This window comes from Photobacterium makurazakiensis (genome assembly GCF_050336715.1).
Lineage (GTDB): Bacteria > Pseudomonadota > Gammaproteobacteria > Enterobacterales > Vibrionaceae > Photobacterium > Photobacterium makurazakiensis.
On the sequence record NZ_JAKJSJ010000025.1, the window covers coordinates 12954 to 33789 of the forward strand.

The following is a 20836-nucleotide window of genomic DNA, read 5'->3' on the forward strand; positions in this document are numbered from 1 at the left end:
ACGAAGATAAACCAGAGTAGCTTAGGTTGTATTTTAGTAAAAGTTTACTTGTCGGGTTGGTGAGTGGAAAGATTTGTATTGGAGATGCAAAAAAGGGTCTGAATATATCAGACCCTCTCTATCAAGTTGCTAAACCCAAATGAAGATTATTTGGTTAGATCAAAGTCCATCCACACCATACGGTGGTCGGAAGAAACGCCTTTGCTGTTACCTAGTTCTTCATCGTAAACTAAATGGTAGCCATCTTCGTTACTTGCAGGCCAGAACACACCTGTGTTTGTAACTTCTATATCAACTGAAGGGATCACGTAGTCTAAGCGGAGGCCGCTCGTGCTCGTGATGAACTCAGGGTAAAGCGTATCAGCGTTTTCTTCTTTGCATAAGCCTAAGTCAAAGCACTCAGGGCCACCAAGGCTTGTTGGTGCTTGGAAGCCAACAGTTGCTGCCATATTTACATAAGGGCTATTAAGCAGCTCGCTAATTGTTCGACGATCACCATCACCTTGTTGCGAATCGGCGTTTAGATCACCCGCGATAACAAATTTACTACCAGATGCCAAACCGCCTTCTTTGCCGTTGTCATCGTAGAAGTAGCTTTCTGAGGCGATGTAATCATTCCAGAATTTGAGTTCAGCGCGGTTACGTTCCGTGTTGTGATTTCCTGGGTTATCAAAGATTGGTGGGGCTGGGTGCGATACCAAAAAGTGAATAACCTCATTACCGGTTGTTGTTGGCACAATTAAAGGTAGATCGATATGGTTTTTCGACGATAGCGGGAATTGTTCCCAAGCATTATCGTCGTACCAGTTGTCACCGCAAACTTTACCGTTTGTTGTTGGTAGTGGATTATAAGGGTCATTACAATTCACAATTTCAAGGTTTTTCTCTCCAGGCATGTCTTTCCATTTGAAGTTCTGGAAAGAACGAACGTTGCTTTCATCTATTTCAAACTGCGAGAAAACAGCGAAAGCGTATTGACCGTGGTAGCCACCAAAGCCCCAAGCATCATCACCTGTATCGGTTGTAGAACCATCATTGTTTAAGTCGAAGCTACTTGGTTTACCAGTGTTAGTCGCAACGTTCTTTTTGTATTGGAAGTTGATTGGGTCTTGGCCATTTTGAGCATGGGCAAGGTAATTATCATGAAAGCCGTTTAGGGCTGCCATGTCTTCACCCGTGCCGTCATTGTTAAATTCAGCTAGGACAAATGCATTTGGGCGTACACGTTGAATAGTTTCTGCAACATTACGGATCTGAATAATTTTCTTCGCTGTTTCGATCTCATCATCAGACAGTGAAGAGTCATCTTGCTTATAGCGTTCAATCAGTGTGCTTTGAGCATCGCGGCTCATTGTCATTTCGGCCACAAGATCTTCATAAGTCGCTCGGTCAAACGATAGGTTATATGTCGCAAAGCGAGCTTCGTTATAAGTCGTAATCGAATCATCACTGTTGCAGCCTGAAAGAGCAGCCAATGCAATCGATGCTGCAATTATTGTTTTTGTCAGTTTCATTTTGTATTTCCCAGCTGAATAGGTGACGGAGGTTACAAAACCCTACAAACCATTTCTGTTGAAACATTATATTTTGTGATTGCGATCAAATTTATGCTGTCTGAGTGAGTGGAATATATACGCAAACGGTATCGGCAACCGATTGTTTGAGGGGGATTTATACAGTTTATTTGTTTTGCGGTAGCTGTAATTACCGAAAAAGAAGCTTACTAAGTGTCAACTAATTACCAGTGTCTGACATTTTTTTGACTTGAAATTAAATACAGTACGTCATACTATATTTATAGTGTTAATTAAGTCAACATTAAGTATCGAGGTGCGGTATGTGTAGTCAATGTAATGTTCAAATGATCCAGCTAAAGCGTAATTGGTGGCAAAAGATAAAATATAAATCGTTATGGAAATGCCAGCAATGTCAACGAGTTGTATCGTTGTGAGTGACTTGGTTAAAGTGCGAAAAAACATTAAGTTGCGTAGCCAGGCTGCAATAGAAAAAACGAAAAAGAGAATGCTTAAAGTAAAAGCCCACCGTTCATAAAGCTAGACGCTTCATTACTCATTTATGAGATAGATGTCATAAAAGATTCTGATATCACATTTTTTGTCATACAAAAATTTTACAATTGTTGGGTTTTCTATCAACAAATGAAAACCCCTACATTAGTGATGGCTAAAAACCAAAAATAATGACTAAAAATGTAAATGGAGGAACATAATGACAACTGGCAAATATCTGCGTTGGAAAGATGCTGAAGGAAATGAGTTTAGACCTGTTTCACTAACCGGTACTGAGTTGTTAAATGACAGAACATTAAATAAAAGTACAGGCTTTAGTTATGAAGAGCGTGAAGCGTTCCAGCTAAGTGGCTTATTACCACCTCGAGTACAAACATTTGATGATCAGCTAAACCGAGTCTACGACGGCTTTAAAAGTGCATCGACAGATATTGAAAAATACCTTTTTTTACGTGCACTACAAGATCGTAATGAAACACTCTTCTATGCATTACTTTCTCGTCATATCGATGAAATGACCCCCATTATCTATACCCCTACGGTGGGTAAAGCTTGTCAGGAGTTTAGTCACCGTTACCAGAAAGCACGTGGTTTATATATTACTGAAGATAACGTGGATCAAATGGATGATTTGGCGCGTAACTTCACGGGTAAAGACATTAAAATTATTGTTGTGACTGATAGCCAAGGCATCTTAGGCCTTGGTGATCAGGGCGTTGGTGGTATGGGTATTCCAATCGGAAAGCTGTCACTATACACCTTGGGTGCAGGTATCCACCCTGCTCACTGTTTACCTATTGCCCTTGATGTTGGTACTGATAATCAAGATTTACTCGATGACCCAATGTATCTTGGTGTACCTCGCAAGCGTATGCGTGGCCAAGAATATAAAGACTTTATCCAGACGTTTGTTCATCAAGTAAAACGTAATTTCCCCAAAGCAGTTCTACAATGGGAAGATTTCAGCAAATCGAATGCCTTTGATAACCTATCAGATTATGAAGACTTTATTCCGTCATTTAATGATGATATTCAAGGTACAGGGTCGGTTGTTTTAGCGGGTATTCTTGGAGCCGTTAAAGTTAAAAATGAATCGCTAGCTGATCAAAACTACGTTGTTTATGGCGCAGGAGCTGGTGGTGTAGGGGTTGCTGATCAAATTTATGCAGGCCTACTTAAAGAAGGCTGCTCGCACGCAACGGCACGAGATAAAATCTTTATTCTCGACTCGCAAGGTTTAGTCTTTGACGATCGTGTTGGTCTTGATGAATATAAAAAGCGTTATGCCAAACCACGCCATTTAGCTGAGGGCTGGCAAACAGTTGAAGAAAATAAAGTTTCGCTTACTGAACTGATTAACCATTATCCAGTAACCGTTTTGTTAGGCACAAGTGGCATTGGTGGCGCATTTAAACAAGAGCATGTACAAAAAATGATGGAGTACACGTCTCGCCCAATGATCTTCCCATTGTCGAACCCGACGGCAAATTGTGAGGCATTGCCTGAGGATATTTACCTCTGGAGTGATGGTCAGGCTATTGTTGCTACGGGAAGCCCATTTGATAATGTTAGCTATAATGGTTTTGACTATCGTGTTGGCCAAGGCAATAACGTATTTATCTTCCCCGGTGTTGGCTTAGCCGCAATTGTTGCACAGACACAAAAAATCACACTGGATATGTTTACGATGGCTTCTTATGCCCTTGCAGAATGTGTTAGTGAAGAGGATTTAGCTAAAGGGTGCGTGTTCCCACAAATAAGCGAATTAAAAGATGTTTCATTGCACGTTGCCACCAAAATATTAGAAAATATTAAATCGACAGATCCAAAGAGCATACTGAGGGGTCGAGATATCGAGCAGGAACTTGCCGAACATATGTGGGAGCCTGTTTACTTACCTTACCGAAGGGTTTAGTATTTGTTTTGATTTTTAGCCCAGCATTTTTGCTGGGCTTTTTGCTATACAGGCCAAAGGTTTAGCATTTTAGGTCAAGCGTGTTTTTGGTGATCTCAATCTCTGCTTAATTCTATATTTCAAGGTAATATAATGTTGCAAAGAGGTTAACTATAGAGTTAAGAGTACTTGCTAAATTAGGGGGTTTGTATGCAGCAATCAATCTTATTTTCAAAGTTAAAGCAGTTGGCTGTTATTACATCAATGGCTGTTGGCGGTGTATCACTGTGGTTAATCATGATGTATCAAATTTTCAATATGGCTGTATAGCTTACTTGGTTACTATAGATATCGGGCTTAACCAAATTGCCTATTTCTTTGTGCCCATGCTCCAACAACGATGAATGCAATCGTAACAAAACCAACGAGCCAGTGGTTGGGTAATTGTTCAAGCTGCTTCGATAAAAATGGCGATGCTTTGATGATTAAAAAGCCATAGCCAAATGAGTGAACAAAAATAAACACTGTGGTACGAATGATAAAGTGGGTGCTGGACAGCTGTTTTCTTAAAATTCGGTTGATATCAGAGCCAAAGATCACAAGAAGACAAGCAATAATGGCCGTGGAAATATCGAGTAACCACGGCCTTAACCAGAAACCGAAATCAGCAATAAGAGAAATAGCATAATTCATTGAGTAATAATGTCGTAAAGTGTAAAAAACGTACTGGGGTATAACGACCAAAGTTGTACTTTTCTGTTGCTTTTAACTATTTTTCTTTTGATATATGAGTTTTCGCCTACCAAACGCTGATATTGTGTAATCACATAGAGTAAAGCATCAAAGGTGATATACTTCGTTTTAACGAAGTCATTTTTCTGTATTGCTATGCTAAACATTTCAAACGCTGTTCAACTGAGTGACTGGGAAATCGAATTAACGGCAATTCGAGCCCAAGGAGCAGGTGGACAGAATGTCAATAAAGTCTCTAGTGCCATCCATTTACGCTTTGATATTCAACGCTCAACCTTGCCTGCTTTTTACAAAGAACGGCTATTAAAGCTGTCTGATAGCAGGATTACAAAAGAGGGCGTTATTATCATTAAAGCGCAACAGTTTCGTACTCAAGAGAAGAACCGAGAAGATGCATTAGAGCGCTTGAAAGAACTGATCCAATCTGCTGTGGTGCAACAAAAGTCTCGAAGAGAGACAAGGCCAACCCGAAACTCCCAGAAACGTAGAGTTGATAAAAAAACACAACGGGGACAAACCAAGACGTTAAGAGGTAAAGTTAACTTTTGACATGCTTGGCAAAAATTGAGTTTAAATAGAATATTGTCATAAAGAAGCGTTACAGTTTGTTATCTAATGCTTTTTTATGGTGATCAGGATGTCTGAAAAGAAAACCCAGCAGCTACTTCAACTTTTTTACAGAGAATCAGCACGTGTTCGTCTGCTCGAACGCCATGATTTGCCTGCGCCCGACGCCGAAGAGCAGCAAGCCTTAAATGAATGGCTGACCACTAAACGGCATTTTACGCATGATGAAGTTACTACTCAGCATTGGATAAAAACTTGTAGTGCGGGTTATATTACCGAGCTGATGCTTTACCCCGATGGTTCACTGGATGAGTTTACGCTGTTTAAGCGTTTACGAACGACCGGTAGTTGGCAGTTAGTTGATGGTCTTATTGAGTTGTCGATTTTCAAAGGCGATAACCACTATCAAAGTGCGATTATCGCGAATAAAGCCAGTAGCATCCATTCAGCAATAGAGTATAAAAACGGCGAGCTACATGCCTATTTAAAAGTGGCTCAGGTAAAGGCTGTGTAATACTTAGATCAATGACTTATCCAGATTGGCATAAGTCATCATAACAACAGCCGAATTGTCGAGTTTTTATGTAGAGCTTGGTATCGATAGAGCACAACATATTTGGCTGTTTATCTTTATTTATTTTTTATGTCAAAGCAACGTGATAGTAATAAATAAAACAACTAGTGCTAGATGCCATGTACTAAAAATAAATAATGATTAAAACATCAATTGTGAAACACCTCACACAATATTTTTTATATCCTGTATATGATTATCTCACTTCATGGGTGGGAATTAGAATGAAATTGAATGCAAAGACATTAATAGCCTTTATCCAGAGTGTTTTATACACTCTGGTTAATGCTATTTATTCTTGCGCTTGCATTCATAATAATGAAAATTTAATTATGGATTCTGATAAAGAGTTTGACGAAGTAGCCTCAAACTACAATCAGCTCTATATCTGTGTTGGTGATTTAATCGGTAAGAAAGTGCGCTATTGGTATGGTGTAACTTGCACTCGCTGGAAACGTAACTTTTTGTCTTGTGCAGCACAAGTGCGAACGTTACTTTCTGTTTTGTTACTCACATATTTATATTTTTCTAAAGGAGTATCTGCGAGTTCTCTTGTGAGCTTTTACCGTTATGCTCCGGGTAGAGCTGTGATGTTCAACAACTTAGTTGCTAATTTATTTGAGCGCGATCTTCTAGTAAAAGGCTTTAATATCAATCAAATAAGCGGCAATCACTTTAAGGTGGTTGCCGTTTTTTTATTCTTGAAAATCAACAGACTTAAAAGCTGTTAAAGAGGTGAATATGTTTATTGTTTGTGTAGCTGCTTGCCCAACAGGTATTGCCCATACATATATGGCGGCAGAAGCGTTAGAAGTGCTTGGTAAAGAGCACGGGTGGGAAATAAAAGTCGAGACCCAAGGGAGTACGGGAATAGACAATGAGATCACCGAAGACGACATTGAACGAGCTGATGGCGCAATTATTGCGGCGGAAATTGCAATAGATGGCGCTGAACGATTTGAGAGCTTATTAACATTGGAGTGTGCAGTCGCCGATCCAATAAAGCAACCTGCGGCAGTGTATGAAACTATGGTGCATATTATAAATAATAATTAAGGATAATTACCATGGCCCTATTATTAAAAAAAGAAAAAACAGAATTAGATAAATTGCGTGAAGCCTTAATGACGGGGGTGTCGTATATGATCCCTGTTATTGTTGCTGGTGGTATGATGCTGGCGTTTGGCTCATTATTTGAAACGTTAACGGGTGTGGATTTAAATGAAAGTAACTCTTTCTTAGCGCAAATAATACATGATCTTAAGACATTTGGCTTATATGGCCTGACATTGTTATTCCCGGTTATTGCGGCTTTCGTTGGTTTTGGCCTTGCGGGGAAACCTGCTATTGCCCCAGGTTTAATTGCCGGAATGCTGGCTCGAGATATGCAAATGGGCTTTCTCGGAGCATTACTTGGCGGCTTGATGGTCGGTTATCTCGTTCGCTGGATGCTAGCAAACATTAAGTTACCCAAAGAGTTTCGCAGCCTACTTCCTATGGTGATTATCCCATTATTAGGCACTGCAATCGTATTGTTCACCATGAAATATATTGTGGGTTATCCGCTTATTGCTCTCAATTCAGGCTTGGAAAATTGGCTAGTCGACATGTCTGGCGGTAACAAGGTACTGATGGCTGCTGTACTTGGCGCTATGGTGGGTTTTGACTTGGGTGGGCCAATTAATAAGGCAGCCATTACGGTGAGCTTAGGTCTATTTGCGCAAGGGATTTATGAGCCCGTTACGGCTTCTCATATCGCAATTATGATTGCACCGTTTGGTATTGGTGTTTCGACCATTATTGCTAAAAAATATTATACCCAAGAGCTACAAGAGAACGGACGTGCTGCGTTGATGATGTCCTGTGTTGGGATCAGTGAAGGGGCAATACCGTTCATTTTGGCCAACCCTGCATTGATTCTGGTTAATACCATCGGCAGTGCAATTTCTGCGTCATTAGTCATCTTATTTAGCTCTATAGTCGAGGCACCTGCTGCGGGTATTTTAGCGCTTATCCTGTCTTCAAACTTCTTCTTGTATCTCGTTTCAATAGCAGCAGGCGTGGCATTTGTCGCGATAGGAACAACCGTATTGATGAAGCGCCAGTTTGCTAAAAAGCAGACCTTGGAATCATCTCAAACTAAACACCCTGAATCAGCATAGAGGCTAGTGTCATGTCGTTGAATAAAAAAGCATATATTGTGCCGCATACCCACTGGGATCGTGAATGGTACTTCAGTACTGAAGAGTCTCAGGTATTGCTTGTTTTTACCATGCAGCAGGTGCTAGACCAATTAGAAAATGATGACGGGTTACCTTGCTTTGTCCTCGATGGCCAGTCGGTCATGCTGGAAGATTACTTAAGTGTTGTTCCGGAAGATACCCAACGTGTTATTGAGCTGGTTAAGAAAGGCAAGTTATTGGTGGGGCCATGGTATACACAAACGGATCAGTGTGTTGTTCATGGTGAATCGCAGCTAAGAAACTTGTTATGGGGTTGCCGTGATGCTGAGCGTTTTGGTGCCGTGATGAAAGTGGGGTATGTGCCTGACTCTTTTGGACAGAGTGAGCAATTGCCGCAGCTGTTGCAGCATTTTAATATCGATAAGTGTGTTTTCTGGCGTGGGATTTGGGAAGGGATCACTGAAAACACCGAGTTTATTTGGCGAGCTCCGAACGGTAGCGAAGTCACGACTGCGGTCTTGGAGTTTGGTTATAGCGCCTTCCAAGGTATGAAGTCGATGAGTTGTCATCTCGATGGGATTGACCAAAAAATGACCGAACGTTTTTGGCCTGGTGAACGTGAACAATTCCTGTTTATGGGCGGGCATGATCAAAAACCATGGCAGAGTGAGACGGTACAAGCAATCCAACATGCCAATAGTGAACGAGATTACAGTTATCAATTGTGCCACTTTGAGGACTATTTCACCGCTACCACTGGAGGCTCACTGCCTGTGGTAGAAAGTGAAATGCTTTATGGAAAATACAGCCGGATCCACCGTGGTATTTATTCAACCCGATACGATATTAAGAAGCTTAATAGCGATGTTGAAAATCTGATGGTCAATCAGTTAGAACCTTTGCTAACTGTGGCTAACCACTTAGGATTGAAATACCCCTATGGCTTGATGGAAAAGAATTGGAAGCAGCTGATGCAAAGCCATGCACATGACTCGATTGGTGGCTGTAATACCGATTCAGTCAACCAGCAGGTATTAGCGCGGATTCAAGCAGTACGTGAAAGTGCAGAACGGTTGAAAGATATCACGCTAAAACAGTTGGCAGATGCGTCAACCAAAGGGCTGAACGGTGAATATGTACTCGCTTTTAATCCGTTGCCATATGTACGTGATGCATTGGTAGAGTTAGAGTTGGTGCTACCGACTCGCCAGTTTGCTTTATATGACGGTGATGAGCCTGTCGAGTTCCAGCTTGATGCGTGCCAGTTGGTTGATATCAACGCTATTGTTCAGGATCCAACAACGCTAGGTGATGAACGTTTTAAATCGTGGTATCGCCATCGCATTGTTGCTTCTTTGAACGCGCTGCCAGCTTGTGGCTATCGTAGCCTTCTAATTGAACGGTTGGAAGATAGCGATTGCAGTGATGATGAACCGAAAGCGCATGAACCCGTTGAGAGCATACGGTCTCAGGAAATTTACAACGACTACTTGTCGGTGAGTGTTGATGAAGCTGGTAAGGTCGCACTGACAAATAACGTCACAGGTGAGCATTGGGACGATTTGTTGACGTTAATCGATGGTGGAGACGATGGAGATAATTATGATTTCTCAGCGCCTCACAGCGATCACCTTATTACACTGACGACGAAAGCGACGGAGATAAAGGTATCCCATGGCTCGCTACGCTCAGCGATCAGCATTACTTATCAGGTTATTTTGCCGAGCAACCTGCACGAGCGTGCTGACAAAGTATGTAGCACAGAACAAACCGTGGAAATGGTACTTTCACTTAAGCAAAACAGTGAGCAAGTTGATATTCAGATACAGCTTGAAAATCAAGTTGATGACCATCGCTTACAGTTGCACGTCAACGGCGATTTCCTTAATCGGGAGAGCATTGCCGACCAGCCGATTGGTCTGATCCGTCGTGGTGATGATGAGCAAGCACTGTCTGTGTGGCAAGCGCAGGAATGGACATCATGTCCTGTACCTATCTACCCAATGCAAAGTTTGGTCGCTGGCGAAACTAAGCATGGCGGGATTGCGATTTTTACTGATGGGATCCGTGAGTATCAGCAGTACCCAGAGTCAATCGCGATTACGTTGTTCCGTGCTGCAGGCTATGTGGGTAAGCCCGATTTGAAATACCGCCCTGGTCGTTTGTCCGGCCTACCGGACGTAAGCCCTGACTCGCAACTAAAGAAACCGTTGTCGTTCCGCCTTGCATTGTATCCGTTCAGTGGAAAAGCAATGCAAGCCCAGTTGTGCCAGCGTGTAAAGCATTGGCTAACAGCCCCGCTAACACTGCACAACGGAGTGGTTCAGCGATTTATGATCGCCCCACCAGTGTTTAGAGCGCCAGAACATTTCAGCCTGATGGCATTTAATCTACCAACCCTTGCAGTGAGTGCGATTAAAACCGCGGAAGACGATGCTCAATCCATTATCGTTAGGTTGATAAATAACAGCTGTCAGCCGGTAGCATTGGGTGAGCTCCCATCCGGTTGGCAGGTTGAAGTTGCCGATGGCATGGAGCGAGGCCAAGTCGAGGCGACAGCAACGACGACGATTCCGAAGCAGGGACTCATTGCTTTGAAGTTACGCCCAACCGAACGGTAACTAACGTATAGATAATAAACCCTCACCGTCACAATGATGGTGAGTGGCTTCGTACACCCCCAAAATTTGTCAAATGCATTAGGTATTATCATGACGAAACAATTTGAATTTAAAAATGTACTGGTTAATGGCATACATGCGAGGCCAGCCGCAGAAATAGAAAGCCGAGCACAAGCGTTTCAGTGCCAAATATCTTTGGTTAATAGCACGAAAGGCACAAGGGCTAACGCGAAAAGTGTGTTGTCACTGGTTGGAACCGATAGTGTGTTAGGGGATGTTTGCCAGTTTGTGTTTGACGGTGAAGATGAAATTGCGGCTTTTGAGCACATGAAGCATTTCATTGAGCGTGATTTTGAACATTGTGATGAGGCAGTTGCTGTAATTGAGAATAACGACGATCAACCATTACCTGTCTCTCTAGTGATGGCAAGCCCCAAACTTGTGCGTGGTAGTGTGGTTTCAAGAGGGGTTGGACAGGGTAAACCCGTTTCTTGTAGCCAAGTCGATTTATATCAACTGGCTGATAAAGCAGAGCGCCAGCAAAGTGAGGTCATTACAGAGTCTTTGTTAACTGGTCTAGCAAAGCTACAACAGCAGCTAGCAGATAATTTGGCAATGCTGGGTGAAAACACAAAAGAAGAACAGGCCATTTTGCAGGCTCATCGGCAGATTGCTAGTGACAGTATATTTCGTGACGCGCTGTTAAATCAGTCCTCGCAACCAAATAGCCTTAGGGCAATAGCAGATGCCGCCAGTGAACTAAAAGCCCCTCTACTGAATAGCGAAAGTAGCTATTTGAGAGAACGAGCGCTAGACATTGAAGATTTGTGCGTTCAGCTAGCAGGTATTGTCGTTGGTAATCCGTTGAATAATCCAGTTGTCCTGACATCGGACAGCATAGTGATTGCCGAGAATCTAACACCAAGTGAATTGCTTGCGTTCGACAAATCCCATCTTAAAGGCATCGTATTAGCTCATGCCGGTCAAACTTCCCATACGGTTATTCTGGCGCGTTCTTTTGGTATTCCTGTGCTAACCGGTATCGATAACTTACCGTCATTCATTCGGGGGGCTGAATGGACTATTTTGGATGCGCAACATGGCTGTTTGATTCGGGATCCTAATGATGCCGTTGCACAGTTCTATGATTTAGAAGGACGTAAAATTGCTGCAAAAGAAAAAGAGTTAGCGCCTTTTGTTACGTCCAAAGGCATGGCAAAAGATGGCCGACCAATGGCACTTTACGCCAATATTGCTGTAGGACTGGAAGCCGAAGCTGCATTCACCCAAGGTGCAGAAGGGATCGGCTTATTCCGTACTGAAATGCTGTTTATGGATAGCCCTAATGCGCCAACAGAGCAGGAGCAATATGAAATCTACTGCGAGGTTGTAAACGCAGCAAACGGTAAGCAAGTTATTATAAGAACCCTAGATATTGGTGGTGATAAACCTTTACCGTATCTTGACTTACCACAAGAAGAAAACCCGTTCCTCGGCTACCGTGCTATACGTATGTACCCGCAACACCAAACAATGATTGAGAGCCAGATCAGAGCCTTACTACGTGCAACCCAAGCGGGGGCTATTGATATTATGATCCCAATGGTTTCCTGCGTGGAGGAGGTCAAATGGATCCATCAGCTATGTCACCAATGTGCAGAGCAGTTGGCCGCAGAAGGTTATCAGCTTGGCCAATGGAGGCTTGGGATCATGGTTGAAGTACCTTCAACGTTGTACATGCTGGAGAAGATCTCAAACTGGGTGGATTTTGTTTCCATTGGCAGCAATGACTTAACCCAATACTTCATGGCATGTGATCGAGGCAATAAATATATTAAGTCACTGTATGACAGTTTAAACCCTAGCTTTATTACTTTCTTGCGAGACCTTGCTGTTACCGCTAAACGAGCTGGGCTTGAGCTAGGCATTTGCGGCGAATTGGCGGGGGATATTCAAGCTTTACCACTGCTATTGGCAATGGGGTTTGACGAAATAAGTGTGTCTTCACCGAATATTGCGTTGTTACGTGCTCACTTAAGTCGGTTGGACAGTAGCGATTGTGAAAAACTGCTAACAACAGTGATTAGCAAAGAGACCGCTTGTGAGGTTAAAGCGTGTATTGATATGTTCTGGCAACAACAAAATCAGCCTGACATTCTTGATGAACGCTTAATAATACAATGCAGCGCAAAAAATAAAGCCGATGCTATAAAGCTCTTAACGGACAATCTAGAAGTTCAAGGCAGGGTGAAGCGAGGTGATGACGCTGAACGAGCAATTTGGGAGCGTGAGGCAATCTTTGCTACATCACTCGGTTTTGGTGTAGCAGTACCGCACTGTAAATCAGAGCATGTTACGCACAATAGTATTTCTGTTGCTCACCTTGCTGAACCAATTATATGGAATGAAAAAGAGAATGAGCAGGTATCAACGGTGATCATGCTGACAATATCCAGTAATGATAATGATGGTACGCACATGAATATCTTTTCTAAGTTAGCCCGCAAGCTTATGCATAGTGATTTTAGGCAGCAATTGATGCAGACATGTCCAGTGCAAGCAAAAACAGCAGAACAAACGACAGCCTTACTTAAAGGGTGCCTATTTGAGCAAGTGGCGTGACGAGCCAAGTAGTAATGATTCAGTAGAATCGAGGATGGATTGTGCAAAAATGAAAATGTTATCTTTGAACGTTATGGTGGTTTCTAGCTTGTGTCTGATTGGTTTCCCTTATCTATTGGAGCATCCGGCAGTGCTAGGCAGTGTAGCTGCAGCATGTACAACATTGTCTTTTTTACCGCAGGTAATTCAAACCGTTAAGACCAAAGATACGACAGGTATTTCATTAGTTATGTATATCATGTTTGTTTTTGGTGTATTTTGCTGGTTAGTGTATGGATATATGTCACACGATATTCCTCTAGTGTTAGGAAATGGAATAACATTTATTTTAGCAAGCATAGTATTGTTTCTTAAGTTTAAAGATGGTGTTCATATCAAAACCTAAGTTGAATATAGTGTGGATTTTATTGCAATATTCTTGTTACGAACTATGCATATTATTAATTAGCTGATTATGGATGAAATATATATCACTAATTATTTAATTAAATACTATTAGTAATGTGATCTTGCTCTTAGACGTTATGATGTTAATGCTGATACGATTTGTTTGTTAATTATTCATTTAGTTTGGATGGACTCAATGCTAAAAGAGCTTTTATTTTTAAGTAAAATAGTAGGAAGGGGTAGCGAATGGCTTCTCTCTTTGCTAGTGATGCTTGAAAAAATTAGTGTTTCATTGATTCCAAAATCTGAAGACTTAAATGGAGTTGAATATAACAAAAATGATAATTTAGATGATATTGCTGTTCAATGGTCTAGCTTATGGGAGAGTTTGAGTACGCAGGGAAGTACCCAGAAATATCATTACATGCAGAAAAGCAATTTAGCCTCGATTGGTGATGTAAAGACAAGTGTTTTACTTCAAGTTGTTGATTTTAAATTATTAAAGCATGTTTTTGGTGATTCGTCTGTTAAGCAAATACAGTCATGTCATCGTAATGCTGGGGATCCGGCTGCAGATGATAATGCTAACCCTGTTTATTTATCCTTTTCTTCTATAAATATCTTTGGCCATCAATATCTTACTTATATAAAAAAGCACAGGAAGACAATTACGTCTTTTCTGTGCTTTTTCTATTTTAATCCAGTGAAAAGTTAGAGAGGTACTTATGTTTTTTGTTTGTGTTGCTGCTTGTCCGACAGGTGTAGCTCATACATATATGGCTGCTGAGTCATTAGCAATGGTCGGTGAAAAACTAGGGCATGAAGTAAAAGTAGAAACTCAGGGAAGCCTAGGTATTGAAAATGAAATAACTGAAGATGATATTGCCCGTGCGGATGGTTGTATTATTGCTGCAGAAATTGCGATTTCAAATAAAGAGAAATTTAGTGGGTTACCTGTATTGGAGTGTGCGGTAGCCGATCCGATTAAACATGGAGACGCTGTTTTCGAAGCGCTATGTGAGGAAATAAATAATGGCTAAGTTTACGTTGAATAAAAAAGAGAAAACAGTTGGTAGCGAGGTGAAACAAGCTATCATGACCGGTGTTTCTTATATGCTGCCGCTGATCATTGCTGGTGCAGTGATTATGGGGATTGCGCGTATTGGCGCATCTTTTTATGGCATTGATAATATTTGGGATGGTAGTCATGCAGAAGCTGCAAATGCGTTGGTGCGAATGTTCCATGCCTTCGATGGTTTTGGTGGACTTGCCCTAAGCCTAATGCTTCCTGTGGTTGCTGGCTATATTGCTTTTTCAATTGCTGATAAGCCAGGTATCGCTCCGGGTATGGTGGCAGGTCTGTTAGCTAAAGATCTTGGGACAGGTTTCCTTGGCGCTTTGGTCGCAGGCTTTATTGCTGGCTATATCGTTAAGATGCTGGTCACCAAGGTGAAACTGCCAAAATCAATTGCATCAGCGGGCCCTATTTTTATCATTCCGGTTGGGGGAACACTACTCGCATGCCTTGTCATGATGTACATCATTGGCGATCCACTCGCGGCGATGAACCGTGGTCTTGAAAACTGGTTATTGGGTATGTCTGACAGTAACAAGGTTGTTCTTGCCGCTGTTGTTGGCGGAATGGTGGGTTTCGATTTAGGTGGGCCTATCAACAAGGCCGCTGTGACAACCGCGATGGCAATGCTGGCATCCGGTATTTATGATCCGAATACTGCGGCGCAAGTCGCCATTATTATTCCACCTATCGGCATCGGTGTAGCAACCCTTATTTGGAAACAACGTTTCCCTCAATCTTTACAAGATGCAGGTAAAGCCTCAACGCTGATGGGACTGATCGGTGTTTCGGAAGGGGCGATCCCATTTGCATTGGCCAACCCGAAAATTATTCTCATTAACGTCATTGGTTCTGCAGTTGGTGCGGCATTAGCAGTAGGCCTCGGTGCCGTAAACCGAGCACCAATTTCGGGCTTTTATGGTTGGTTAGCGGTAGAGAGTTGGGGGGTATACGTACTCGCAATTGCCGTTGGTTCTGGAATTATTGCCGTAGGCTCTTTGCTGATATTTAAAGGTGAAGAACTACCTGAAAAGAAAGAAGAAGCAAAACCGAAGTTCAAAGTTACCAAAGCCCAATAATTAATTGTCATGGAGACTCCTTCGATGAAAAGGATCATAAAAAGTAGTGTGGCAGCCATTCTTTCATGTGGTCTTGGAACTGCAATAGCAGCAGAGAATATCCAAGTCGCTTTTATGCCTGATATCCACTTTCACGATGTTTACGGTGAATTTAAAGACGGCAGCTATCAAGGGTTAGAAAACAGCAAAAGTGGTGAGTTAGCGACAATCCGCAGCATGCATGCGCAGCTGACTTCAACCCGTTTGTTTAATGAAAATTACTTTGCCCTATTGGCGGCTTTAGATGATGCCGTTAAGCGAGGAGTTAAATACATCGCGCTACCCGGTGATTTTAGTGATGATGGCCAACCCGTTCATATCCGAGGCTTGAAAAAAATACTCGATAAATACGCCAACGAACACGACATTGAGTTTTTTGCAGCTCCAGGTAATCACGATCCGGTTAGGCCATTTGATCGCCCAAGCGGTGAGGGAGATTTCCTCGGTAAGGATGGCAAAACGCAGCGCATCTACAGCAAAGGGGCAAATGAATGCCAAGGCTATGAAGGTGCGTCAACGGTGATTGATGCGGGCTATGAGCTACCAACCATCTGTACGGAAGAAATTCGAGAGCTTGGCTATGAAGGGCTTATGGTTGAGCTGGCAGACTTTGGCTTCTTCCCTCAATCGTCAAATGTGTACTGGGAGACACCATATTCAAGTTATAACCAAAAAGATTATACATTTGAAATCGCGGGTGAGCAGGCAGAGTACGGTAAGCGGCAGTATGAAATTTGCCATGAAGGAACAGGGGGAAGTTATAAGCAAGAGGACTACTCAGCTTGTTTTATGGTGCCTGATACCAGCTACTTAGTCGAGCCAGTGGAAGGGCTTTGGTTATTAGCGATTGATGCCAATGTATATCTTCCAAACGCTGATGCTGATATGGCTCAGCCAGAGCTGGCTGCTAACTTTGCTGGTTCAGGAAATGCAGGCTATAACAAAATGCTGACTCATAAAGCGCATGTTATTGATTGGATGAAAAATGTTGTAGAGCGTGCTGATGCTCAGGGTAAGACGCTGGTGGCCTTCAGTCATTTCCCTATGACGGAATTCTACAATGATGCAGCTGAAACCATCGAAGATATCTTTGGGGCTGGTAATTTCCAGTTGGCACGTTCGCCAAAAGAAGATGTTAGTAAAGCGTTGGCGCAAACAGGGATCAAACTGCATGTTGGTGGCCACATGCATTTTAATGATACCGGTGTAAAGCACTATGATGATGGCTCCTTCCTGTTTAATATTCAGGCACCCTCAATGGCGGCATATGTACCGGCCTACAAACTCCTGACCTTCAAGCCAAAACAACAAGTTGAAGTTGAAACGGTGATCTTAGACCAAGTCCCACGCTTTAATGAGTTGTTTGAGCATTATGAGCAAGAATGGCAGCACCTCAAGGCCAAAGGTAATGAGGAAATTTGGAACAAAGATGTACTCACATCTCGTGATTATTACGAATTCACTAATTGGCATATCACTGAATTAACCAGAATGCGCTTTTTACCTGAAGAGTGGCCTTGTGATCTAAAGCAGATGGTTTTTGCGTTGGATGGACGCCAAATGATGATTTTAAGTCAGCTTGATAGTCCGTTAACCCAAGAGCAAGTCGCCAGCTTAAGTGATGGTCGCCAGTCAATAGAAATGTGCCAGGAAAGCTCAGTACGATTTGAACCAGCAGAGATTAAAGATCCTGCTTTTGAAAAAGCATGGGCTCAAGCAACCCGAAAAGCAGAGCAGGTTGCCGCCAAACAAGGAATTGCATTATCAGATTTTGCAGTGTGGAATGGCTTTGATCTCGCCGTTGATTTTTACCGCTTAAGAAATGCTGATGAACTAGCGTTCAAAGATATTGATCGTTCTCGTATGCCGCAATACGAATTACTTGCCAGTACTTTAGCAAGTCATGTGATCGATAGTCATGCCTCGGGTACTCATACTGATTCGATGCAGTTTGGTGATGTCTTTAAACAGCGCTTCGGTGGGTTATTTGGCATTTTGTCTAAATTTGCCAGTGGCCAGCCAAGCTACCATTTTGAGCTTGATTTAGAAAAAGGGGCGATTTCAGACTTGAACAAATAAGACAGAGTCGGGCAATGAATTGATAAATATGTCTAGATTTTGCCGTACTTGCCAGTATTTATTGTTTGATTGCCTTTTTTGAAAAACAAAAGGTAAAACAATGAAAACACAATATAGCTTGCTAATAGGTTTACTGTTTATAACAACTTCAGAAGCCGCTGACTTTCAACACTTGGATGAAGCGGTTCCTGTTAACGGTATTATAAATGGTAATGAACCAGTCTTTGATTTTGATACTGATGGCTGTTTACCTGCTGCAGGGATCAGCCGCAGTGGAGAACAAAATCCGGGGTTAAATAACTCGGGGCCGATTACTGGTGATTGCCGTGATGACTATTTCCTGGAGACATCAAATACATTGTATCGCTATGCTTGTATTGATGATCAGGGTGATAGTTACTGCGGCCACTTTTATTCTTTGTATTTTGAAAAAGATCAAACCATGGCCGGTTGGGATTGGTTTGGCCACCGCCATGATTGGGAATATGTCGCGGTATGGACCAAGAATGGAGAAATCACTCATGGTAGCTATAGTGCACATGGCGATCTAAACACTAAGCCTGTGCAGGATCTTCCTATGGAAGGCCAGCAGATTAAGTTTGTCTATCATAAAGATGGAGGGCTAACACATGCTATGCGTTTTGCTAAGCCTGATGAAGTGGCTGAGAATAATTATGGTTACTTTGTTACGCCAGTCATTATCAGTTGGTATGAATTAACTGGTGATGCGATAAGTAATGAGGCGATGAGAAATAAATTAAATAGCTTCGATTATGGAAAAGCAACCATTCCATTAAAAGATAGCAATTTTAAAACTAACCTTAACACTTATAAACCAGCAGGTTATCCAGAATTTACGCAACAGAGTATAGAGGCGTCAAATCCGACTTTCTGAAAAATGGGGGAGTAACCCCCATCTCTTATATTGATAAATAGTGGTGAAATCGAATGGAGATTAAGAAATAAAAAATCAACTTAAAAACAGCTTACTAGAATAGGAACGAATGTAATTTCTCTGGTAAAAGCTTTCTGAAACTGTTATCTGTTTATCTAAGATAATTCAGAAATTACAGAGCGAGTTAAAGCGGTGACTACAAGGACGAACACGATTGATACTGTTGCCATTGTTGGCGGAACCCACGGTAATGAGTTTAGCGGCATTTATCTGTTACGAAAGTGGCAGCAATCGCCTTCATTGGTGAAGCGTGAGACATTCTCGACCGAAACGGTTTTTGCAAATCCAAAAGCGTTTGAAGAGAATAAGCGTTATCTTGATTGTGATATGAACCGACAGTTTGGCTTAGGCGATCTAGATGATGACAATCTAGCAAACTATGAACAAAGCCGCGCTAAGGTATTAAATGCCCAACTCGGGCCAAAAGGTAATGCTAAAACAGACTTCATTATCGACCTCCACAACACCACCAGTAACATGGGGCCTTCGTTAATACTGTTGCAGTCTGATGCTTTTAACCGCCAGCTTGGTGCTTATGTAAAAATGCAGATGCCGGATGCGGTGGTTGTATTAGAAGATCAAGTCTCGGTAGAAGAGCATTATTTTTTAAGTTCAATTACCAACCAAGGGGTGATTGTTGAAGTCGGGCCTCAGCCGCAATCGGTGATCCGCCAAGATATTCTTGATTGGATGGACGAAATGACATCCCATATTCTTGATTTTGTCGACCTGTATAATCAAGACCGCTTGCCTGAACTACCTGCAAGCTATGAAGCTTTCAAATATCATGAAACGTTAAAGCTGCCAGAAGATGAAAGCGGTGAGCGAGCAGGCATGGTACACCGTTCTGTGCAAGATGCAGATTTCAAAGTATTAAATAATGGCGATCCAATTTTTACATTGTTTGATGGCAGTGAAATCTATTGGGAAGGTGATTACGAGGCTTACCCACATTTTATCAACGAAGCCGCGTATTATGACAATAACCTTGCAATGTCATTAGCGAAGAAAGTGACCGTTGAAGTGTAATTTTCAAACTTTCAGCGGAAATGCAGCAGCGTACTAGGCTGCTGCATTTGTTTAGATGTATGCACTTATATTAATCAATAAGTATCTGCCCATTTTTCCAAATTTAGCCTACGCTGCGAATGATATCTTCCCAATCTTTAGTGATCATTGTTCCTGTAATAGGAAGCTGATGTTTCGCATGAATGTAGTGACAATTGTTATGCGTAGCTTTTGCATTTGCTGTCTCAGCTTTGGGGTGAGGGATATGGTACGCCATTGCCTCTAAAACTAATTTAAATTGATATCCTGCTTTATGAAGACGAAGGCCGAGTTCGACATCTTCACCTCCCCAATGAGTGAAACTTTCATCAAACCCTGCTATGTCTCTAAATGAAGCAGCTTTACCAAAAAGGTGCCCCCCCCAGCAAAATAACCATGGATAGGCTTCATAGCCACGTATGTGGCCAATTTCATTGAGTAATTTTTGGCGGCAATCTTGATTTGAGTTATGCGCGCTAAGTGCAGTAAATAATTCAGAAAAATTGTTGTCAGCGAGAAGTTGGCTAAATTTGTTTTTAGCCACAAAATGTTCTTCAAAGCCATGGCAGAAACCAATATGGATATAGTTGGTATCTTCTTCAATTTTATCCATGTGGATTTGTAAGCTATCAGCGTGCAATACAACACCGCTATCAAGAAAAAGAATGTAATCCCCTTTTGCCTGCGCTAATCCGAGGTTTCGTACTTTTGCGGCTCGGAAGCCCTGATCATGTTGGTAGCAGTACTGTATATTAAGCTTTTGAGAAAAACTGAAAGTCAGCTCTTTGGTGTTATCGGTTGAGCCATCATCTGCCACAATAACTTCGAATCGATCATGTGCTAGTGATTGATGGCAGAGAGATTCAAGTGTCTTCTCTAAAAAGTCAGAGCAATTGTATGTTGGTATGATCACGCTGATTAATGTCATATT

The 20836-nt window shown here is 42.0% G+C and carries 18 protein-coding genes; 15 read left to right on the forward strand and 3 right to left on the reverse strand.

Going from position 1 to position 20836, the window contains the following annotated elements; all coding sequences use genetic code 11:
* Positions 1-146 precede the first annotated feature (146 nt).
* Positions 147-1514, reverse strand: coding sequence for an endonuclease/exonuclease/phosphatase family protein (locus L4D09_RS12390; protein WP_428457814.1), 1368 nt, complete (start codon positions 1512-1514; stop codon positions 147-149).
* Positions 1515-2229: 715 nt separating this feature from the next.
* On the opposite strand from L4D09_RS12390, the gene L4D09_RS12395 reads away from it, so the two are divergent.
* A complete protein-coding gene (locus tag L4D09_RS12395) occupies positions 2230-3945 on the forward strand; it encodes an NAD-dependent malic enzyme (protein ID WP_428457815.1) in 1716 nt (571 codons plus the stop codon).
* A gap of 336 nt (positions 3946-4281) precedes the next feature.
* On the opposite strand, the gene L4D09_RS12400 is transcribed toward L4D09_RS12395, so the two are convergent.
* A complete protein-coding gene (locus L4D09_RS12400; RefSeq protein ID WP_428457816.1) occupies positions 4282-4617 on the reverse strand; it encodes a DUF3392 domain-containing protein in 336 nt (111 codons plus the stop codon).
* A gap of 195 nt (positions 4618-4812) precedes the next feature.
* On the opposite strand from L4D09_RS12400, the gene arfB reads away from it, so the two are divergent.
* The 14 genes from arfB to L4D09_RS12470 all read left to right on the forward strand — a co-directional run bounded on the left by arfB (position 4813) and on the right by L4D09_RS12470 (position 19887).
* Positions 4813-5226 carry an alternative ribosome rescue aminoacyl-tRNA hydrolase ArfB gene (arfB, locus tag L4D09_RS12405; protein WP_428457817.1) on the forward strand — a complete coding sequence of 138 codons (414 nt, stop codon included), beginning with the start codon at positions 4813-4815 and terminating at the stop codon, positions 5224-5226.
* Positions 5227-5314: 88 nt separating this feature from the next.
* Positions 5315-5758, forward strand: a complete 444-nt coding sequence (locus L4D09_RS12410; RefSeq protein ID WP_428457818.1) for a hypothetical protein — start codon at positions 5315-5317, stop codon at positions 5756-5758.
* Between the two features lie 284 nt (positions 5759-6042).
* The gene (locus L4D09_RS12415; RefSeq protein ID WP_428457819.1) at positions 6043-6549 is read left to right on the forward strand and encodes a hypothetical protein; all 507 of its coding nucleotides are present in this window, start codon (positions 6043-6045) and stop codon (positions 6547-6549) included.
* Between the two features lie 10 nt (positions 6550-6559).
* Entirely contained in the window at positions 6560-6874 is a 315-nt protein-coding gene (locus tag L4D09_RS12420) for a PTS fructose transporter subunit IIB (protein ID WP_428457820.1), read from the forward strand.
* Positions 6875-6885: 11 nt separating this feature from the next.
* On the forward strand, positions 6886-7980 hold the full coding sequence (locus L4D09_RS12425; protein WP_428457821.1) for a PTS fructose transporter subunit IIC: 1095 nt from the start codon (positions 6886-6888) through the stop codon (positions 7978-7980).
* 11 nt (positions 7981-7991) lie between these two features.
* Positions 7992-10622, forward strand: a complete 2631-nt coding sequence (locus tag L4D09_RS12430; protein WP_428457822.1) for a glycoside hydrolase family 38 N-terminal domain-containing protein — start codon at positions 7992-7994, stop codon at positions 10620-10622.
* Positions 10623-10712: 90 nt separating this feature from the next.
* Positions 10713-13244, forward strand: coding sequence for a phosphoenolpyruvate--protein phosphotransferase (gene ptsP, locus L4D09_RS12435; protein WP_428457823.1), 2532 nt, complete (start codon positions 10713-10715; stop codon positions 13242-13244).
* A 49-nt stretch (positions 13245-13293) separates the two neighbouring features.
* A complete protein-coding gene (locus L4D09_RS12440) occupies positions 13294-13629 on the forward strand; it encodes a SemiSWEET transporter (RefSeq protein WP_428457824.1) in 336 nt (111 codons plus the stop codon).
* Positions 13630-13827: 198 nt separating this feature from the next.
* Positions 13828-14346 (forward strand): hypothetical protein, encoded by a 519-nt coding sequence (locus tag L4D09_RS12445; RefSeq protein ID WP_428457825.1) that lies wholly within the window; start codon positions 13828-13830, stop codon positions 14344-14346.
* Positions 14347-14356: 10 nt separating this feature from the next.
* Entirely contained in the window at positions 14357-14671 is a 315-nt protein-coding gene (locus L4D09_RS12450) for a PTS fructose transporter subunit IIB (protein ID WP_428457826.1), read from the forward strand.
* Positions 14664-15785, forward strand: a complete 1122-nt coding sequence (locus L4D09_RS12455) for a PTS fructose transporter subunit IIC (RefSeq protein ID WP_428457827.1) — start codon at positions 14664-14666, stop codon at positions 15783-15785. Before L4D09_RS12450 ends, L4D09_RS12455 begins: the two co-directional genes overlap by 8 nt.
* Before the next feature lie 24 nt (positions 15786-15809).
* Positions 15810-17903, forward strand: coding sequence for a metallophosphoesterase (locus L4D09_RS12460; protein WP_428457828.1), 2094 nt, complete (start codon positions 15810-15812; stop codon positions 17901-17903).
* A 100-nt stretch (positions 17904-18003) separates the two neighbouring features.
* Positions 18004-18798, forward strand: a complete 795-nt coding sequence (locus L4D09_RS12465) for an NPP1 family protein (RefSeq protein WP_428457829.1) — start codon at positions 18004-18006, stop codon at positions 18796-18798.
* Positions 18799-18990: 192 nt separating this feature from the next.
* Entirely contained in the window at positions 18991-19887 is an 897-nt protein-coding gene (locus L4D09_RS12470; RefSeq protein ID WP_428457830.1) for an aspartoacylase, read from the forward strand.
* Positions 19888-19990: 103 nt separating this feature from the next.
* Here L4D09_RS12470 and L4D09_RS12475 read toward each other — a convergent pair whose 3' ends face one another.
* Positions 19991-20833, reverse strand: a complete 843-nt coding sequence (locus L4D09_RS12475) for a glycosyltransferase (protein WP_428457831.1) — start codon at positions 20831-20833, stop codon at positions 19991-19993.
* Between the last annotated feature and the right edge of the window lie 3 nt (positions 20834-20836).

Excerpts from the sequence above, each read along its gene's own strand:
- L4D09_RS12415 (WP_428457819.1), top strand. The coding sequence starts at position 6,043 with ATGAAATTGAATGCAAAGACATTAATAGCCTTTATCCAGAGTGTTTTA.
- L4D09_RS12450 (WP_428457826.1), top strand. The coding sequence starts at position 14,357 with ATGTTTTTTGTTTGTGTTGCTGCTTGTCCGACAGGTGTAGCTCATACA.
- L4D09_RS12455 (WP_428457827.1), top strand. The coding sequence starts at position 14,664 with ATGGCTAAGTTTACGTTGAATAAAAAAGAGAAAACAGTTGGTAGCGAG.
- L4D09_RS12400 (WP_428457816.1), bottom strand. The coding sequence starts at position 4,617 with ATGAATTATGCTATTTCTCTTATTGCTGATTTCGGTTTCTGGTTAAGG.
- L4D09_RS12465 (WP_428457829.1), top strand. The coding sequence starts at position 18,004 with ATGAAAACACAATATAGCTTGCTAATAGGTTTACTGTTTATAACAACT.
- arfB (WP_428457817.1), top strand. The coding sequence starts at position 4,813 with ATGCTAAACATTTCAAACGCTGTTCAACTGAGTGACTGGGAAATCGAA.
- L4D09_RS12425 (WP_428457821.1), top strand. The coding sequence starts at position 6,886 with ATGGCCCTATTATTAAAAAAAGAAAAAACAGAATTAGATAAATTGCGT.
- ptsP (WP_428457823.1), top strand. The coding sequence starts at position 10,713 with ATGACGAAACAATTTGAATTTAAAAATGTACTGGTTAATGGCATACAT.
- L4D09_RS12420 (WP_428457820.1), top strand. The coding sequence starts at position 6,560 with ATGTTTATTGTTTGTGTAGCTGCTTGCCCAACAGGTATTGCCCATACA.
- L4D09_RS12390 (WP_428457814.1), bottom strand. The coding sequence starts at position 1,514 with ATGAAACTGACAAAAACAATAATTGCAGCATCGATTGCATTGGCTGCT.
- L4D09_RS12395 (WP_428457815.1), top strand. The coding sequence starts at position 2,230 with ATGACAACTGGCAAATATCTGCGTTGGAAAGATGCTGAAGGAAATGAG.
- L4D09_RS12440 (WP_428457824.1), top strand. The coding sequence starts at position 13,294 with ATGAAAATGTTATCTTTGAACGTTATGGTGGTTTCTAGCTTGTGTCTG.
- L4D09_RS12410 (WP_428457818.1), top strand. The coding sequence starts at position 5,315 with ATGTCTGAAAAGAAAACCCAGCAGCTACTTCAACTTTTTTACAGAGAA.
- L4D09_RS12430 (WP_428457822.1), top strand. The coding sequence starts at position 7,992 with ATGTCGTTGAATAAAAAAGCATATATTGTGCCGCATACCCACTGGGAT.
- L4D09_RS12460 (WP_428457828.1), top strand. The coding sequence starts at position 15,810 with ATGAAAAGGATCATAAAAAGTAGTGTGGCAGCCATTCTTTCATGTGGT.
- L4D09_RS12445 (WP_428457825.1), top strand. The coding sequence starts at position 13,828 with ATGCTAAAAGAGCTTTTATTTTTAAGTAAAATAGTAGGAAGGGGTAGC.
- L4D09_RS12475 (WP_428457831.1), bottom strand. The coding sequence starts at position 20,833 with ATGACATTAATCAGCGTGATCATACCAACATACAATTGCTCTGACTTT.